The 15,318-nt window shown below is 54.1% G+C and carries 15 protein-coding genes; 10 read left to right on the forward strand and 5 right to left on the reverse strand.

Going from position 1 to position 15,318, the window contains the following annotated elements; translation table 11 throughout:
* Positions 1 to 54: 54 nt before the first annotated feature.
* From amrB to QUD59_RS14225, 5 genes are all read left to right on the forward strand, one after another.
* A complete protein-coding gene (gene amrB, locus QUD59_RS14205) occupies positions 55 to 846 on the forward strand; it encodes an AmmeMemoRadiSam system protein B (RefSeq protein WP_286237777.1) in 792 nt (263 codons plus the stop codon).
* Positions 830 to 1,402: an AmmeMemoRadiSam system protein A gene (gene amrA / locus QUD59_RS14210; protein WP_286237778.1), complete on the forward strand. Its 573-nt coding sequence runs from the start codon at positions 830 to 832 to the stop codon at positions 1,400 to 1,402. Before amrB ends, amrA begins: the two co-directional genes overlap by 17 nt.
* A 126-nt stretch (positions 1,403 to 1,528) precedes the next feature.
* Positions 1,529 to 1,864, forward strand: coding sequence for a cupin domain-containing protein (locus tag QUD59_RS14215; protein ID WP_286237781.1), 336 nt, complete (start codon positions 1,529 to 1,531; stop codon positions 1,862 to 1,864).
* Positions 1,865 to 1,867: 3 nt separating this feature from the next.
* A complete protein-coding gene (locus QUD59_RS14220; protein ID WP_286237783.1) occupies positions 1,868 to 2,398 on the forward strand; it encodes an O-acetyl-ADP-ribose deacetylase in 531 nt (176 codons plus the stop codon).
* A 109-nt stretch (positions 2,399 to 2,507) separates the two neighbouring features.
* Positions 2,508 to 2,924: a GFA family protein gene (locus QUD59_RS14225; protein ID WP_286237784.1), complete on the forward strand. Its 417-nt coding sequence runs from the start codon at positions 2,508 to 2,510 to the stop codon at positions 2,922 to 2,924.
* 59 nt (positions 2,925 to 2,983) lie between these two features.
* Here QUD59_RS14225 and QUD59_RS14230 read toward each other — a convergent pair whose 3' ends face one another.
* The 3 genes from QUD59_RS14230 to QUD59_RS14240 all read right to left on the reverse strand — a co-directional run bounded on the left by QUD59_RS14230 (position 2,984) and on the right by QUD59_RS14240 (position 5,026).
* Positions 2,984 to 3,403 (reverse strand): Hsp20 family protein, encoded by a 420-nt coding sequence (locus QUD59_RS14230; protein WP_286237785.1) that lies wholly within the window; start codon positions 3,401 to 3,403, stop codon positions 2,984 to 2,986.
* Positions 3,404 to 3,603: 200 nt separating this feature from the next.
* Positions 3,604 to 4,023 carry an immunity protein Imm33 domain-containing protein gene (locus QUD59_RS14235; RefSeq protein WP_286237786.1) on the reverse strand — a complete coding sequence of 140 codons (420 nt, stop codon included), beginning with the start codon at positions 4,021 to 4,023 and terminating at the stop codon, positions 3,604 to 3,606.
* Positions 4,024 to 4,255: 232 nt separating this feature from the next.
* On the reverse strand, positions 4,256 to 5,026 hold the full coding sequence (locus QUD59_RS14240; protein WP_286237787.1) for a DUF4197 domain-containing protein: 771 nt from the start codon (positions 5,024 to 5,026) through the stop codon (positions 4,256 to 4,258).
* A gap of 197 nt (positions 5,027 to 5,223) precedes the next feature.
* Here QUD59_RS14240 and QUD59_RS14245 point away from each other — a divergent pair, with 197 nt between their 5' ends.
* Both QUD59_RS14245 and QUD59_RS14250 read left to right on the forward strand, forming a co-directional pair.
* Complete coding sequence (locus tag QUD59_RS14245; protein ID WP_286237788.1) at positions 5,224 to 5,712, forward strand: thioesterase family protein; 489 nt, start codon at positions 5,224 to 5,226, stop codon at positions 5,710 to 5,712.
* A gap of 94 nt (positions 5,713 to 5,806) precedes the next feature.
* Positions 5,807 to 7,552 (forward strand): sensor domain-containing diguanylate cyclase, encoded by a 1,746-nt coding sequence (locus tag QUD59_RS14250; RefSeq protein ID WP_286237789.1) that lies wholly within the window; start codon positions 5,807 to 5,809, stop codon positions 7,550 to 7,552.
* Positions 7,553 to 7,604: 52 nt separating this feature from the next.
* Here QUD59_RS14250 and metH read toward each other — a convergent pair whose 3' ends face one another.
* On the reverse strand, positions 7,605 to 11,255 hold the full coding sequence (gene metH / locus QUD59_RS14255; protein WP_286241035.1) for a methionine synthase: 3,651 nt from the start codon (positions 11,253 to 11,255) through the stop codon (positions 7,605 to 7,607).
* Positions 11,256 to 11,732: 477 nt separating this feature from the next.
* Here metH and panD point away from each other — a divergent pair, with 477 nt between their 5' ends.
* The 3 genes from panD (at position 11,733) to QUD59_RS14270 (ending at position 14,405) form a co-directional block, all read left to right on the forward strand.
* Complete coding sequence (gene panD, locus QUD59_RS14260) at positions 11,733 to 12,167, forward strand: aspartate 1-decarboxylase (protein WP_286237791.1); 435 nt, start codon at positions 11,733 to 11,735, stop codon at positions 12,165 to 12,167.
* 193 nt (positions 12,168 to 12,360) lie between these two features.
* Positions 12,361 to 12,978, forward strand: coding sequence for a bifunctional phosphoserine phosphatase/homoserine phosphotransferase ThrH (gene thrH, locus QUD59_RS14265; protein ID WP_286237792.1), 618 nt, complete (start codon positions 12,361 to 12,363; stop codon positions 12,976 to 12,978).
* Between the two features lie 281 nt (positions 12,979 to 13,259).
* Entirely contained in the window at positions 13,260 to 14,405 is a 1,146-nt protein-coding gene (locus QUD59_RS14270) for an HD-GYP domain-containing protein (protein ID WP_286237793.1), read from the forward strand.
* Here the strand turns inward: QUD59_RS14270 and QUD59_RS14275 are convergent.
* The gene (locus tag QUD59_RS14275) at positions 14,380 to 15,297 is read right to left on the reverse strand and encodes a transporter substrate-binding domain-containing protein (RefSeq protein WP_286237794.1); all 918 of its coding nucleotides are present in this window, start codon (positions 15,295 to 15,297) and stop codon (positions 14,380 to 14,382) included. The genes QUD59_RS14270 and QUD59_RS14275 overlap by 26 nt on opposite strands.
* Between the last annotated feature and the right edge of the window lie 21 nt (positions 15,298 to 15,318).

Raw genomic sequence — 15,318 nt, forward strand, 5'->3', positions numbered from 1 at the left:
AGGCATTTTCTGCCGCTCTGTCTCATACTGTTTTATAGAGAACAGGAGGCGGCTATGAATACACGGGTTGCTGCCGTGGCGGGTATGTTCTATCCGGCTGAGGCAGAGGTACTGGCAGCACAGGTGGATGCGTTGCTGCACAGGGAAGCAGAGGCAACAGAACGGCCACCACGCGGTTTGATCGTGCCCCATGCCGGTTACATCTACAGTGGTTCAACAGCGGCGGCAGCTTACCGTTTGCTTCAGGGCCGGGCAGAGGAATATGCCCGGATTCTGCTGTTGGGGCCGGGCCATCGGGTCGCGGTGCGGGGTATGGCTGTTCCCGCTGTGGCCAGCTTCAGCACCCCGCTGGGTGATTATCCTCTGGCTACGGAGGCTCTGGCCGGTTTAGTGCAAAGTGGTCTGGTGCAGTACAACGACGCAGCACATCAACTGGAACACTCGCTGGAGGTACAGCTACCGTTTCTGCAGCGGCTGGGTTTCTCTCTGCCTCTGTTGCCCGTGGTGGTCGGTCAGGCAAGCGCCGCGAAGGTGGCCGGGCTGATCACAGAGGTCTGTGCCGGCGATAATACACTGCTGCTGATCAGCACTGACCTGAGCCACTTTCACCCCTATGAGGAAGCTCGACGTTTAGATACAGCCACGACACGCGCGATCGTTGCGCTGCATAGCGATCTGCTGCCGCAGCAGGCCTGCGGCTGTTACGCACTGAACGGGCTGCTACACTGGTTGCAGCAGTCCGGGGGCTCGGTCGAGCTGGTTACACAATGCAACTCCGGTGATTGCCCTCAGGTTGGCGATAAAACACGGGTCGTAGGATACGGAGCCTATGTCATATACAGCTGAGCAACGCACCACGTTAAGTCAGTTATCGCGCAGTGCGATCTGGTCTGAATTTCATCCTGAGGAGGTCCGCTCTCCGCAGCGGGAGGAGGCCTGGCTCAACGAACCCCGGGCCTGTTTTGTTACCCTGAAAAAGTTCGGCGAGTTGCGCGGCTGTATCGGCAGTCTTAAAGCGCACCGGCCTCTGCTTGAGGAGATCTGGGAGAGTGCCCGGGCGGCTGCGTTCCATGATCCGCGTTTCCCACCGCTGAATGAAGATGAGTTTGCTCAGGTCGAGGTGGAGTTGTCCGTGTTAACCCCCCTGCAACCGATCCACCCCCGTTCTGAAGAGGCGCTGCTGGCCCAGCTCCGTCCGGGTATCGATGGGCTGGTGATGAAGGAGGGGGTGCATAAGGCGACATTCTTGCCCGCTGTCTGGGCTCAGTTACCGGTGGCTGCAGAGTTTCTTGAGCAGCTCCGGCGCAAAGCCGGCTTACCGCTGGGTTACTGGAGTGACGCATTGGAGTTCTTCATCTACCAGACTGAAAAATGGAGTGAAGAGGATAATGAACTGGATTAATCAGATTGTCATAACGGGGTCATCTGGCCGGGCTATAAACGGTAACGCCTTCGGCTGGCGCCCGTTTTGTACTGTTCCCACAGGCGGGCTTGTGAGCTGTTGGCAGATACTCCGGGTAACAGCACAATGAATCTTTACGATCTGTCCGGTTCCGGGCCTGATGCGGAGAAATTCGACCCGCTGTTCTCGCTGCGGGGTGTCAGGGTTGAGCGAATTATCTCTCATGGTCAGGCCACGCCGGAAGGGCAGTGGTACGATCAGGCGTGGGATGAATGGGTACTGCTGATCTCAGGGAGCGCAGCGCTGGAGATTGCAGGCCTGCCGGAGCAGATCGAGTTGCAGGCGGGTGATCATTACCTGCTGCCGGCCCATCAGCGTCATCGGGTTGCCCGGACCGACTCTCAGGAACCGACCATCTGGCTCGCGTTGCATTTTGACCAGCATAAGATTGCCGGGGAGTAGCGGATGCAGATTGAGCGCAGGATTGAGCTGGTTAAGGGAGATATTACAGCGCTTCAGGTCGATGCACTGGTCAACGCTGCGAATTCCAGTTTGCTCGGTGGCGGCGGTGTAGACGGTGCAATTCATCGGGCCGCAGGGCCTGAACTACTGGCAGAGTGCCGTAGCCTGGGAGGTTGTGAAACCGGTCAGGCAAAAATGACGCACGGCTATCAACTGGCAGCTCCATGGGTGATCCATACCGTCGGGCCGATCTGGTACGGCGGGGATGACAATGAAGCCGGCCTGCTGCAAAGCTGCTATCGCAACTGTATGGCGCTGGCGGCAGAAAACGAGCTGAAATCGCTGGCATTTCCGGCCATCAGTTGCGGGGTTTATGGTTATCCGCCGCAGCAGGCCGTGCCGCTGGCTCTGCAAACGGTTGCACAACAGCTACTGCAGTATCCTGCAATTGAACGTGTTTTGTTCTGCTCTTTCAGCGCTGAGATGCACCACCTCTATCAGCAGGCCTGTGCTGATCTGTTCTCCCTTTCATAACCACTTACTACCCGCTTCTGCGCGCTGGCGCTATAGTGGTGCCTGAGTTATTGTTGAGCGATAGTTACATAACTGAGCAGGCTGCTGCTCATATAGAAGGGAGAACGCTATGAGTGATGTGGAATATCCGATAAAAGGCGCCTGTCAGTGCGGCGGGGTTACTTATGAACTGCTGGCGCCACCGGCGATGGTTGTGGCCTGTCACTGCCGGGAGTGCCAGAAATTGTCGACCAGTGCGTTCAGTATCACCGCTATGGTGGATGCAGATTCAATTCGCTTCAGTGGTGAGATGCAGGAGTGGAGCCGTCCGGCGGAGAGCGGCAATATCAGTGCTGCGAAGTTTTGCCCTTGCTGTGGTAACCGTCTCTATCACTTCAATCCTGATGAGCCGGAAAAGATCAAACTCAAGCCGAGCACCCTCAGCGATACCCGGATCATCAATCCGACTGCCCACGTCTGGGTCAGTGAAAAGCAGGACTGGTATCAGATCCCTGAAGGAGTTAAGGTTTTTGAAAAACAGCCTTGAGGTCAGGGCACTAAAAAAGGAGGCATGGCCTCCTTTTTTATGATTACTCAGATAAGCATTCAGTGCTCAATCTGAATCTGACGAGGCTTCATTGCTTCTGGTATTTCATGTACCAGATCCACATGCAACAGCCCGTTTTCCATCGACGCTTTGACTACTTTGACATGATCTGCCAACTGGAAGCGGCGTTCAAAGTTGCGCGCGGCGATGCCCTGATAAAGGTAGTGGCGGTTCTCTGGTTGCTCTTTTTTCTGGCCGGTAATGGTCAGAGAACCACTTTCGCTCTGGATGTTCAGTTCATCGTTATCAAACCCGGCGACAGCCATAGTAATACGGTAGTTGTTCTCACCCAGTAGCTCGATATTGTAGGGTGGGAAAGAGGGCTGGTTGTCGTTGCGGTTGGCGTTATCCAGCATGTTTGCCAGACGATCAAAACCGATAGCAGAACGGTACAGTGGGGAAAGGTCGAATTCACGCATAGTCTATATCCTCATCAAGCAATATATTTTTATCGATCGGCCTCTCAGTTTGAGCAGGCCAGTCAGCAGACCTCACCGGGAGCATCTGCTAAGGAACCGGCTAACGAGTCGTGCAGGCAGAGCACTAACAGGATTTATTAGCAGGTTCCCTTACTAAATAAAGGCGCTTGTCAGGAATTCAAGACAGTGTTGTGAAATTTTTATGCGTCGGGTTCAACCTTGAAGCGATCAACGTCGTTGGTGATCTCTACTTCAACACTGGGTGAAGGGATACGGTAGTCGTGTACCCGCTCCCAGCCATCGCTCTCTGGTGCGCGTTCCCAGACGGTGCCTGCGTTATAAGTCACCAGCTCTGTCATGGAAGGGTCAAGACGACACATTTTTTCCACCGGCACCGGAACCAGATTAGACAGTTCATCTTCCAGAAACTCTTCAGTTTCGTATCCGGTAAACATACGCCAGCCTGTGTCATTCAGGTGCTCAGGTACCGTTTTATACATAAAGCGGATCGGCAGTTTTTCGTCAAAGCACAGTTTAGAAACCAGGGCCAGAAAGCCATTTTTGGTCTGGTTGGTTTCATTTTCCTGTGTAACCGGGGTATCGACATCAACAGATTTCATGGTGGCCTTTGTCATTCAGAGAGTGTGCGGGGCTATTTTAAACCCTGCAGCGAGTTGAGGCCACCGGGCCGTTTGCTCAATATTGAGGTCAGTGTCGAAATCGGGTTTCGGCAGAAGAATGAGAAGGGATCTCAATGATTATGCAAAACAGGGCCGGGCCCCGGAGGTTAAAAAGGAAAAAAGAGCCGCACAGGTTAGCGGCTCTTTCTCAGTTTGATGCGGGTTATAGCCGTTAATCAAACAGGGTTTTGAGCAGTTCAGTAGATCGTGCGGCCGGATTCTCGCGGATCTTTTTCTCTTCGGCGGCGAGTACGGTGAACAGGCCGCTGAGGGCTTCGTCGGTGACGTACTGATCCAGATCGACGTTGACTTTATCGCCGACAAAAGGAATCTGTTTGGCCTCACCGGCGAGATCCGAGTAATAGCGGGTTGCACCGACCTGACTCAGAGAGTCTTTCACGCTCGGCTGGAACAGTTCACGTAGCTGGCTGCTGGTTTTCTCCTGAAAGTACTGAGTAGCGGCATCGTCCGGGCCCTGATAGATCTTTTTCGCATCCTCAAAGCTCATCTCTTTAATGGCGTTGACGATCAGGGCCGTGGCCTGCGGTGCTGCTTTTTCGGCGGCACGGTTCATGCTCTCTTCGAACTGGTCAACCTGTTGCTCCAGCCCGTATTTCCGCAGCAGACCGGCGACCTGATCGATTCCGGAGGGCAGTGGGATACGAATCTGCTGATTATCCAGATAACCGCCGGGCTGGCTGATCTCTTCGATCGCGCGTTGGCTGCCTACTTCGAGTGCTTCTTTCAGTCCGTTGATCAGGGTCTGGGTGTCCAGTTGGGTGTTGCTGGTGGCGTTGCTGCTGCCGAGGGTAGTGTCGATCACCTGTTTCTGCAGCTCTTCATCCTGTACCGCCTCTTTCAGTGCATCTGCCCAGCCGGCATAGGTGTGGCCTGCCAGAAGGCTGAGGAGCAGAGCAGACAGGCTGAGTGTGTGTTTTTTCATTGTCGCGATTTCCTTTTCTGAACCGGTTTTTGCCGGGTGAAAATCTATCTTAGCCGGATGAAACTGGCTGGAGAATGAACCCACAGGGGATATAGCCTCAGCATAGCAACAAGCCGGCAGCAGGTCTTGTCTAAAGTCGATTGGCAGTCGCCCCGGTAGAAGATAAGATGTTAATTTTTTCAGCGAAGGAGCAGGCGATGACTCAGCGCCCAGAGGTGGTCTTCAGCACGAATATTCAGCCGGAATGGCTGGATTATAACGACCATATGAACGTAGCTTACTATGTGCTGATTTTTGACAAAGCCGGGGAAGCGCTGGTCAGCGAACTGGGTTTGAGTGAAGCCGTTACCCGTGAAACGCAGATCTCATGGATGGTGCTGGAAAACCATATCACCTATAACAATGAGGTGGTGCTGGATCAGCCGGTCGAAGTGCGGGCACAGTTGCTGGATCATGACGCTAAGCGGATGCATCTGTATTTCGAGATGTTCGCCAGAGACGATAAGGGTGGGGAGTACCTTGCCTCCACGCTGGAGCAGATGGCGATGTGTGTGGATCTGAGCCAACGCAAGAGTTGCCCGTTCCCGGAAGCGGTGTCGGCAAAACTGGCGCAGATGTCAGAGGCCCAGTCCTCGCTGGAAAAACCATCCAACATTGGCCGGACAATCGGTATCCGGCGTAAATAAGGCTGTTTTCCTGCAGCAGCGGTTTTGAAAGTCAGCTTTGTGCTGTTGCAACTGCTATCTTTAAAGCTCTCAGGGAATGCAGTAAGGGGTCGGTGTGGCTGCACTTGGTTGTACCCGTAGTCTCAAAAAACGAATGCGTGAGGGTGCCTGCCTGCTTTTTCTGTTGCTGGCGGTGGCTTTCTTGCAGCAGGCTCGCGCAGCGATTCCGGTTGTGTCTGAAGTTCAGCCCCTGCCGGGTTATGAGATCCGCTACATAAAAGAAACCGGTAAGCAGCGCTATGATTATCTGGCTGCGGAACAAGAGATTGAGCGGCGCGGTATAACGGGGACGAGCGAGGTGCTTAATTTTGGTTTCGGCTCCGACCCGGTCTGGCTGATGTTCCGGTTAACGGCTGAGCATACGGGACAATCCCGGGTGTTACAGGTAGAGAATGCCTGGCTGGACAGGATCGATCTGTATTTCGTCAGCGCGGATACCGCCGTGCACCACTACCAGACCGGCGATAAACTGCCGTTTTCCGGGCGGAGTCATCGCTTTTTCCGTTTTCCGCACACCTTTGCATCGGAGCAGACCACCGTGTTAATGCGGGTTGAAAGTATTGACCCGATGCTGCTGCCGATGAAGCTCTATTCGCAGCCGGCAGCCGCTCAGCAGCAACTCAGTTCGGGTTATCGTTACGGTATTATCTACGGTTTCCTGCTGGCGTTGATGATCTATAACGCCTTGCTGGCCATGAGTTTGCGCAGCCGTCGTTATCTGTTTTATTCCATCTATCTGGGCTGTTTTCTGTTGCTGAATATGGCCTATACCGGCCATGGCAACCAGTGGCTATGGCAGGCAAGTCCGGCATGGCAAAACACCGGTATCCCGGTGCTGATGATTCTCTACGCCACCAGTGGTTTACTGTTCGCGCGGTTTTTCCTGCCTCTGTCCCGTTATCTTCCGCAGATAAACCAGATTGCGATGGGCTATATGCTGCTGTTGGCGCTGCTGGCCATCGTGTTCTCTCTGACCGGGCTTCACCTCTGGCTGTTGTACAGTGCTTTCAGCGGGGTGGTACTGTTTGCCCTGTTGATGATGCTGATTGGCGTCATCGCCTGTTTGAATGGAATTAAAGAGGCGCGTTATTTTCTGGGTGCGGCGGTGTTCGCCATGATCAGTGCGATCATTACCGCATTAACGGTATCCGGCGTGGTTGAGTACAGTGCGCTGGGTTTTTATGCGGTTGAGTATGGGATGCTGCTGGAGGCGGTATTGTTTGCCTTCGCGCTGGCGTACCAGTTCCGTATCAATCAGGTGGCTAAGCTCAGGGCTGAGCAGATGGCGGAACGGGATCAGTTAACCGGGCTGTATAACCGGCGTGGCTTTCTCAACGCGCTGTCACCTATGCTCAGCAACGCTCAGCGTTACCGGCATCATGCCTGTCTGATGCTGCTGGATATCGATCACTTTAAGAAGATCAACGACAGCCTTGGGCACAGTTTTGGTGATCGGGTATTGCAGGATCTTTCCTCCCTGCTGCAGAAAGAGCTGCGCAACGGAGATCTGGTGGCGCGCTGGGGTGGCGAGGAGTTTCTGGTGCTGTTGCCGGAGACGGAGCAGGGCGATGCGATCGCACTCGCGGAGCGTCTGTTGTCTCAGGCGTCCAATCGGGCCGTCAGCTCGGATGGCGTAAGCCGGGCTTATTCATTGAGTATCGGGATCTCGACGCTGGATCTGAACCGGCCGAATTTTGAAAACCTGTTTCAGGAGGCCGATCAGTACCTGTATCAGGCGAAGCAGGCAGGGCGCAACCGGGTTTGCTACCGGCAGGCCACTCATGAATCCGCTTGTGTTTAGGGCATAAAAAAGCCGGAGCACAGGCGTCCGGCTTTTCGCATTTCTCTCAGGCTTAACCCTCTTCCGGCTCGTAGCCCAGGTTCGGTGCCAGCCAGCGTTCCGCTTCGGCTTTTTCCATACCCTTGCGTTTGGCGTAGCTTTCTACCTGGTCTTCGCTGATCTTGGCGACACCAAAATACTGTGACTCCGGATGGCTGAAGTAGAAGCCGCTGACCGCTGCGGTTGGCAGCATTGCGTAGGCATCGGTCAGTGTCATACCGGTGTTTTTCTCCACATCCAGCAGTTCCCAGAGCAGCCCTTTCTCAGTGTGTTCCGGGCAGGCCGGGTAACCCGGAGCAGGGCGGATCCCTTTGTATTTCTCAGCGATCAGCTCGTCGTTGCTGAGCTGCTCGTCTGCGGCATAGCCCCAGATCTGTTTACGCACTTTGTCGTGCATCATCTCAGCCAGAGCTTCGGCAAACCGGTCTGCCAGAGCTTTTACCATGATCGAATTATAGTCGTCGTGGTCGGCCTCATACTTCGCCACCAGTTCATCACAGCCGTGACCGGCGGTGACCGCAAAGGCGCCCAGGTAGTCGCCTTTGCCGCTCTCTTTCGGCGCGACAAAATCGGTCAGGCACATATTCGCTTTGCCGCCGACCTTCTCGGTCTGCTGACGCAGGTGGTGCAGTTGCATCAGGACTTCGCTGCGGCTGTCATCGGTATACAGTTCGATATCATCGTGGTTGATGCTGTTGGCCGGGAAGATACCCACCACCGCTTTGGCAGTCAGCAATTTTTCATCGACCAGCTGTTTCAGCATCGCCTGAGCGTCCTCAAAGAGGCGGGTGGCCTCCTCACCGATGATCTCGTCATTCAGGATGCGCGGGTAGCGACCGGCCAGCTCCCAGGAGTGGAAGAACGGCGTCCAGTCGAAGTACTCGAGAATTTCATTCAGGGAGATGTCATCGAACACATGAATACCCGGCTGCAGCGGTGCCGGTGGGGTGTAGTTGTCCCAGTCAATTGCATATTTATTGGCGCGGGCTGCTTGCAGCGTGACCCGGCGCTTATCATTCATACGTGCGGCATGACGTTCGCGAACCGCAACGTACTCTTCCTGAATCTCCCGGACGTAGGCTTCCTTCTTACTGCCCAGCAGGGAGGACGCAACATTTACCGCCCGCGAGGCGTTGGTGACGTGTACGACCTGATCACGCTTAAAGGCAGGATCGATCTTAACCGCAGTGTGTGCTTTGGAGGTGGTGGCACCCCCGATCAGCAGCGGGATATCGAAGCCCTGACGCTCCATCTCTTTGGCTACATGAACCATCTCATCCAGTGACGGGGTGATCAGGCCGGAGAGGCCGATCAGGTCAGCGTTCTCTTCACGTGCGGTTTTGAGGATGGTTTCAGCCGGAACCATAACGCCCAGATCGATAATCTCGTAGTTGTTACACTGCAGCACCACACCGACGATGTTTTTACCGATATCGTGTACGTCACCTTTAACCGTGGCGAGCACGATCTTACCGTTGGACTGGCTGGCGCCATCTTTCTCAGCTTCGATAAACGGCATCAGGTAGGCAACCGCTTTCTTCATTACGCGGGCGGATTTAACCACCTGCGGCAGGAACATTTTGCCGGCACCAAACAGGTCGCCCACGACGCTCATACCATCCATCAGCGGGCCTTCGATGACGTGCAGCGGGCGATCATGGTTCTGTCGGGCTTCTTCGGTATCGTCTTCGATAAACTCGGTGATCCCCTTAACCAGAGCGTGTTCCAGACGCTTGTTAACGTCCCACTCGCGCCATTCCTGCGCTTTGGCTTCATCCTGCTGGCTGCCGTCGCCGCGATACTTTTCGGCGATATCCAGCAGACGTTCGGTGGCATCGTCACGGCTGTTCTGGATCACATCCTCAACCGCCAGACGCAGCTCTTCGGGCAGGTCATCATAGATCGCCAACTGGCCGGCGTTAACGATACCCATATCCATACCCTGTTTGATGGCATGGTAAAGGAAGACACAGTGGATCGCCTCACGTACCGGGTTATTCCCGCGGAAGGAGAAGGAAACGTTAGAAACACCGCCGGAGATCTTGGCGTAAGGCAGGTTCTGTTTGATCCAGCCGGTGGCCTGAATAAAGTCGACCGCGTAGTTGTTGTGTTCCTCGATACCGGTCGCAACCGCGAAGATATTCGGGTCGAAGATGATATCTTCGGCCGGGTAGCCCACCTTGTCGACCAGTACCCGGTAGGAGCGTTCACAGATCTCGATCTTACGCTCATAGGTATCGGCCTGACCGCTTTCGTCAAACGCCATTACCACGACCGCAGCACCGTAGCGGCGCAGTTTGCGGGCCTGTTCGATAAAGTTCTCTTCGCCCTCTTTGAGGGAGATGGAGTTGACGATGCCTTTACCCTGAATACACTGCAGGCCGGCTTCGATCACATCCCACTTGGAGGAGTCGATCATAATCGGTACACAGGCGATATCCGGTTCAGAGGCGATCAGGTTGAGGAATTTAACCATCGCCGCATGGGCATCCAGCATCCCCTCATCCATGTTGATATCGATGATCTGGGCGCCGTTTTCTACCTGCTGACGGGCGACGTCGAGGGCGGTTTCATAATCCTGTTCTTTGATCAGTCGCTTGAACATCGCCGAACCGGTGACGTTGGTACGCTCACCGACGTTGACGAACAGGCTCTCTTCGCCGATGTTCATCGGCTCCAGACCGGACAGACGGCACTCAACCGGCAGTTCAGGCAACTGACGAGGTGCATGCTGCTGAGCAGCTTCACGCATCGCTTTAATATGCGCAGGGGTGGTACCACAGCAGCCACCGATAATGTTCAGGAAGCCGGACTGCGCCCATTCGCCGATCTCTTCTGCCATCTGCTCCGGGGTTTCATCGTAACCACCGAAGGCGTTGGGCAGGCCCGCATTCGGGTGCGCCGAAACAAAGGTTTCGGAGATGCGCGACAGCTCTTCGACATACTGACGCAGCTCTTTCGGGCCGAGCGCACAGTTCAGACCGATGGAGATCGGTCTGGCATGGCGAACCGAGTTCCAGAAGGCTTCAGTCGTCTGCCCGGAGAGGGTACGACCGGAGGCATCGGTAATTGTACCGGAGATCATTACCGGTAGGCGGATGCCCCGTTCTTCGAAGTAGGTTTCAACTGCGTAGATTGCGGCTTTGGCGTTCAGGGTATCGAAGATGGTCTCGATCAGAATAATATCAGCACCGCCCTCGATCAGGCCGTCCAGTGATTCGGTATAGGCTTCAACCAACTGGTTGAATGAGACATTACGGAACGCCGGATCGTTTACATCCGGTGAGATCGAGCAGGTACGGTTGGTCGGGCCGAGGACACCGGCAACATAGCGTGGCTGATCCGGTGTTTCGGCGCTGATCTCGTCACAGGCCTGACGTGCCAGACGCGCCGCTTCAACGTTGATCTCACGGCTGAGAGATTCCATCTCGTAATCCGCCATGGCGATCTGCGTCGCGTTGAAGGTGTTGGTCTCGATGATGTCGGCACCGGCCAGCAGGTATTCCCGGTGGATCGCTTTGATCACATCCGGTTTGGTCAGCACCAGCAGGTCATTGTTGCCTTTTACTTCAATATGCCAGTCGGCAAAACGCTCGCCCCGGTAATCCGCCTCTTCCAGTTTGTAATCCTGGATCATGGTGCCCATACCACCATCCAGAATCATGATGCGGTTTCGGAGGCTTTCTGAGAGCGTTTCGGTCAAGGTTTTATCTGTCACGGCAAGGTACCTGAATCAGCCACTGTAAAAATAAGTGCTGTATTGTAAATCAATTAGTTAAGAAAGGGAGTGAGTAAAGCTAATAGGATAATGAAGCTGACTCAATTTGACCTGCCTGATCGCGGCAATCATCTGACAACCGTTACTGGCGGCATAGCCTGTGGCACATGCAGGGGGGAAATTCTTAGAGCCTCTGACTATTTGTATATATAAAAGTGGGTAGTCTCTGTTAAAATCGCGGCCACTTTTTAGTAATATGTGCGCCGCACAACGCGAGTTGCCTGCTCACTGATGCCTGAGTGCGCAGGAGGGGGCAACCGATAAAAGACTGTCTGAGCGGAACCTTTTGGTTCACTTGCCTGCAGACAGTGGATGGGAGCCAGAATTATCTGGCAGAGATGATTAAACGCAGGATTTCAGTCTATGCTGCAGACATTTTTGAAGTGTAAGCTACATCGGGTAACTGTCACCCACGCTGAGCTGCACTACGAAGGTTCATGTGCCATCGATGGTGTATTGCTTGATAAGTCAGGCATTCGTGAATATGAACTGATTCATATTTACAACATCAACAACGGTGAGCGCTTCACCACTTACGCAATCCGCGCAGAAGATAACAGCGGTATTATCTCTGTTAATGGCGCGGCTGCTCACAAAGCGAGCAAAGGCGACCTGCTGATCATTGCATCTTACGTCCAGCTGGACGAACAGGAAGCTGATGCACACCAGCCAACGCTGTGCTACTTCGAAAACGCTAAAGCCGATGGTGGTGTAGGCGCAACTGATGAAGAGCTGCACCAGCGTAATGTGCTGACCGGTATGAAACAGGCCATCCCTGTTCAGCCGAAGGATATCTGATCCGAATTCAGTAGAGCCGCTGCACCGGCTATACTCCCTGCAAAGCCCGCCCTGTGCGGGCTTTGTCATTTCTGGATGACGAGTACCGACCTATGGCTGGCTTGAAAGGCTCTGCTATTGCGGGTAAATTGGCGCCACAAATGGCTAACCGCCGATAAAAAAAGCACACCAAATAAATCATTAGGAGTTACGCGTGGAACTCGCATGTCTTGACCTCGAAGGGGTACTGATCCCGGAAATCTGGATCGCATTTGCTGAAGAAACAGGTATTGAAGAGCTGAAAGCTACAACGCGTGATATTCCTGATTATGATGAATTGATGCAGCAGCGTCTGCGGATTCTGGATGAGCACGGTCTGACGCTGCCACAGATCCAGAACACCATCAGCCGTCTGGCACCGCTGGAAGGTGCGGTTGAATTTGTTAACTGGTTGCGTGAACGCTTCCAGGTGGTGATTCTGTCAGATACCTTCTATGAGTTCGCACAGCCACTGATGCGCCAGCTGGGTTTCCCGACGCTGCTTTGCCATAAGCTGGAAGTGAATGAGGAAGGCCGCATTACGGATTACACCCTGCGTCAGAAAGACCCTAAGCGTCAGTCTGTGCGTGCATTCCAGTTGCTCAACTACCGTGTGATCGCCGCAGGTGACTCTTATAACGACACCACTATGCTGACTCAGGCGGAGTCTGGTATTTTGTTCCACGCGCCGGATAACGTGATTGCTGAGTTCCCGCAGTTCCCGGCCGTCCACACCTACGAAGACCTGAAAAAAGAGTTTATTAAAGCCAGTAACCGCAATCTGTCGCTTTAATCTCCAATCTGCAGAAAAGCGATCCACCGGATCGCTTTTTTTTACTCTGCGATAAGCATGCGGCAGCGCAGGCCCTGAATTGCGGCAACCTGAAGTGGCCCGTATAACGGGTTCAGCCCGAACCGGATCGCGCCGGAACTTGCTTCTCTGGTTGAGAACTGATCTGCTTATCAGCGATAACGGGGTAATAAAGGTGATTACAGCCGACTGAACATTGTTTCATCCGCGTATCGTCAGTATTATTCCCGGGCTTCTTATATCCCCCTCTGAACAGGTGTTTCATGCTCTCAACCGTGATTGTCAGTAATAATCCTCAGCTAACCGACCGTTTGTCCGGGCTGTTGCAGGAGGAGTATCAGGTTGAATCTTATGACTCGCTGCTCAACATAGCTGCTGAATACGGACAGCTAGTGTTGCTCGGCGCGGATCAAATGGATCTGCATGCCCATACCGACCTTCAGGCATGGGTTGTGGCGCAGGAGAAGATCGGCAATCCGGTGATTCTGTGCTGGCCGGATGAAGCTCAGGACCTGCGTGAACAGGCGATCGCACTGGGGTGCTCTGATTATCTGACGCCGCCGTTTTATCCGGCGGTGGTGAATGCTAAATGCCAGACGTATATGAGCCTGGCGAAGCTTAAACAGAGTTTTGAAGGCGCCGGCCCGCTGGATGAGAACCCCACCTGTGCCCGTGAGCACGCTCTGCTGGCGGTTCAGGATGCGGCGATTCTTTGTCTGGCGACGATCGCCCGGGTGAGGGATCATTCCACCGGCAACCATATTCTGCGTACTCAGCATTATGTCAAATCACTGGCAGAACATCTGCGTAAGCAGCCGCAGTTTGCGGATGAGCTGGACAGTGAGACGATTGAGCTGTTCTACAAGACCTCTGCGCTGCACGATATTGGTAAAGTAGGGATTCCGGATCATATTCTGCAAAAGCCCGGCGCGCTGACCGATGCCGAATATGAGGTGATGAAAACGCACACGCTGCTGGGTTATCAAGCAGTCAGTTCTGCAGAGCAGTTGCTGAACAAATCACCTCAGAATGAGGCGGTCAAATTCCTCAAAATCGCCCAGCAGGTCACACTCAGCCACCATGAGCGCTGGGATGGTGAAGGTTATCCCCAAGGGCTGAAAGGAGAACAGATTCCGTTGGTAGCGCGACTGATGGCCGTGGCGGATGTATATGACGCGATGATCTCACGCCGCCCGTATAAAGGCGCGCAGGATCATGATCATGTCAAAGAGATGATTGTGGCCGGTCGCGGCAGTCACTTTGATCCGGCGGTGGTGGATGCGTTTCTTGATCTTCAGGATATGTTTGCCAGAATCTCGATCCGGTTGGAGGATGTGTTTCCCTCCAGTGCTGACCTGACCCTGCACTCCATGGCCGAACTGATCAGCGAGAATGATCGGGCGGGCTGAAAGAAAGGTTTTTAATCAGGTCATAGTGCTGCCTGAGATGCTCCGGTAACCACTGCCGGTAAGCTGCATTTATGGTTTGACGCACTTCAGGGTCTTCCGCGATCAGTCGGTTGATCTCGGCCATCAGGGGTTTATTCCAGTCACCTTTGGAGCAGCCGACATGGCCGAGGCTCAGGGTGGGCGTGTCGGCGATCGGGATAAAGAATAGCGGGGCATTGATGCCGAACTGCTGTTTGCTGTACTCCACCTCTTCCGGTCGGGCAATCATGCCATCGAGACGGCCGTTCACCAGTAAATGCACCAGCCGTTCATGGTCCTTAAGACCGGTTTTAACCTGAAAAATACTCTCGGGTTGTGTCTTCCACTGGCTGATCACGTCGTTGATATGGGGCTCATAGGCGCGACCGTCATGGATGCTGATGGTGAGCGGGCGGCCAACATAATCTTCCAGATGGATCTGACTGATGCTGTCCGGGGTCAGCCCGAACTTACTCAGGCCTTGTTCAGTGGTGACAATGCCATTGCCGTAGTTCTGCATAATCGGCTGGCTGTAATCAATAAAGGTTTCACGTTCTGGTGTTTTCAGCAGGGCGACATGGCAGATGGGATTGGCTGACTGAGCATTACGCAGCATGCGCTTGAGGCTCATCACCGTCGGTTTGTGGTTGAATCCGCTTATTTTCCGCGAGAAAAGCCGGATGATCTGGTCGCTGATGCCCTGATTGGCATACTGTCCCTCAAGGATAAAAAACGGGGCAAAGTCGGTTCTGGACCAGACCACGGTAGTCGGCCCGGCTGGCTGTGCCTCAAGTTTGTTCGCTGCAACCGGGTGAGAGAACAGTGTCAGAGCAGACAGCAGGCCCGTAATAAGAGTAGTGGATGCCCGGATCATTACAATTCCTGCCTGTGGGTA

It is taken from the genome of Neptuniibacter halophilus, from assembly GCF_030295765.1.
In the GTDB taxonomy this organism is placed as follows: domain Bacteria; phylum Pseudomonadota; class Gammaproteobacteria; order Pseudomonadales; family Balneatricaceae; genus Neptuniibacter; species Neptuniibacter halophilus.

Coding starts and splice junctions, on each gene's coding strand:
- amrB (WP_286237777.1), top strand. CDS start 55: ATGAATACACGGGTTGCTGCCGTGGCGGGTATGTTCTATCCGGCTGAG.
- amrA (WP_286237778.1), top strand. CDS start 830: ATGTCATATACAGCTGAGCAACGCACCACGTTAAGTCAGTTATCGCGC.
- QUD59_RS14215 (WP_286237781.1), top strand. CDS start 1,529: ATGAATCTTTACGATCTGTCCGGTTCCGGGCCTGATGCGGAGAAATTC.
- QUD59_RS14220 (WP_286237783.1), top strand. CDS start 1,868: ATGCAGATTGAGCGCAGGATTGAGCTGGTTAAGGGAGATATTACAGCG.
- QUD59_RS14225 (WP_286237784.1), top strand. CDS start 2,508: ATGAGTGATGTGGAATATCCGATAAAAGGCGCCTGTCAGTGCGGCGGG.
- QUD59_RS14230 (WP_286237785.1), bottom strand. CDS start 3,403: ATGCGTGAATTCGACCTTTCCCCACTGTACCGTTCTGCTATCGGTTTT.
- QUD59_RS14235 (WP_286237786.1), bottom strand. CDS start 4,023: ATGAAATCTGTTGATGTCGATACCCCGGTTACACAGGAAAATGAAACC.
- QUD59_RS14240 (WP_286237787.1), bottom strand. CDS start 5,026: ATGAAAAAACACACACTCAGCCTGTCTGCTCTGCTCCTCAGCCTTCTG.
- QUD59_RS14245 (WP_286237788.1), top strand. CDS start 5,224: ATGACTCAGCGCCCAGAGGTGGTCTTCAGCACGAATATTCAGCCGGAA.
- metH (WP_286241035.1), bottom strand. CDS start 11,255: ATGATTCTGGATGGTGGTATGGGCACCATGATCCAGGATTACAAACTG.
- panD (WP_286237791.1), top strand. CDS start 11,733: ATGCTGCAGACATTTTTGAAGTGTAAGCTACATCGGGTAACTGTCACC.
- QUD59_RS14270 (WP_286237793.1), top strand. CDS start 13,260: ATGCTCTCAACCGTGATTGTCAGTAATAATCCTCAGCTAACCGACCGT.
- QUD59_RS14275 (WP_286237794.1), bottom strand. CDS start 15,297: ATGATCCGGGCATCCACTACTCTTATTACGGGCCTGCTGTCTGCTCTG.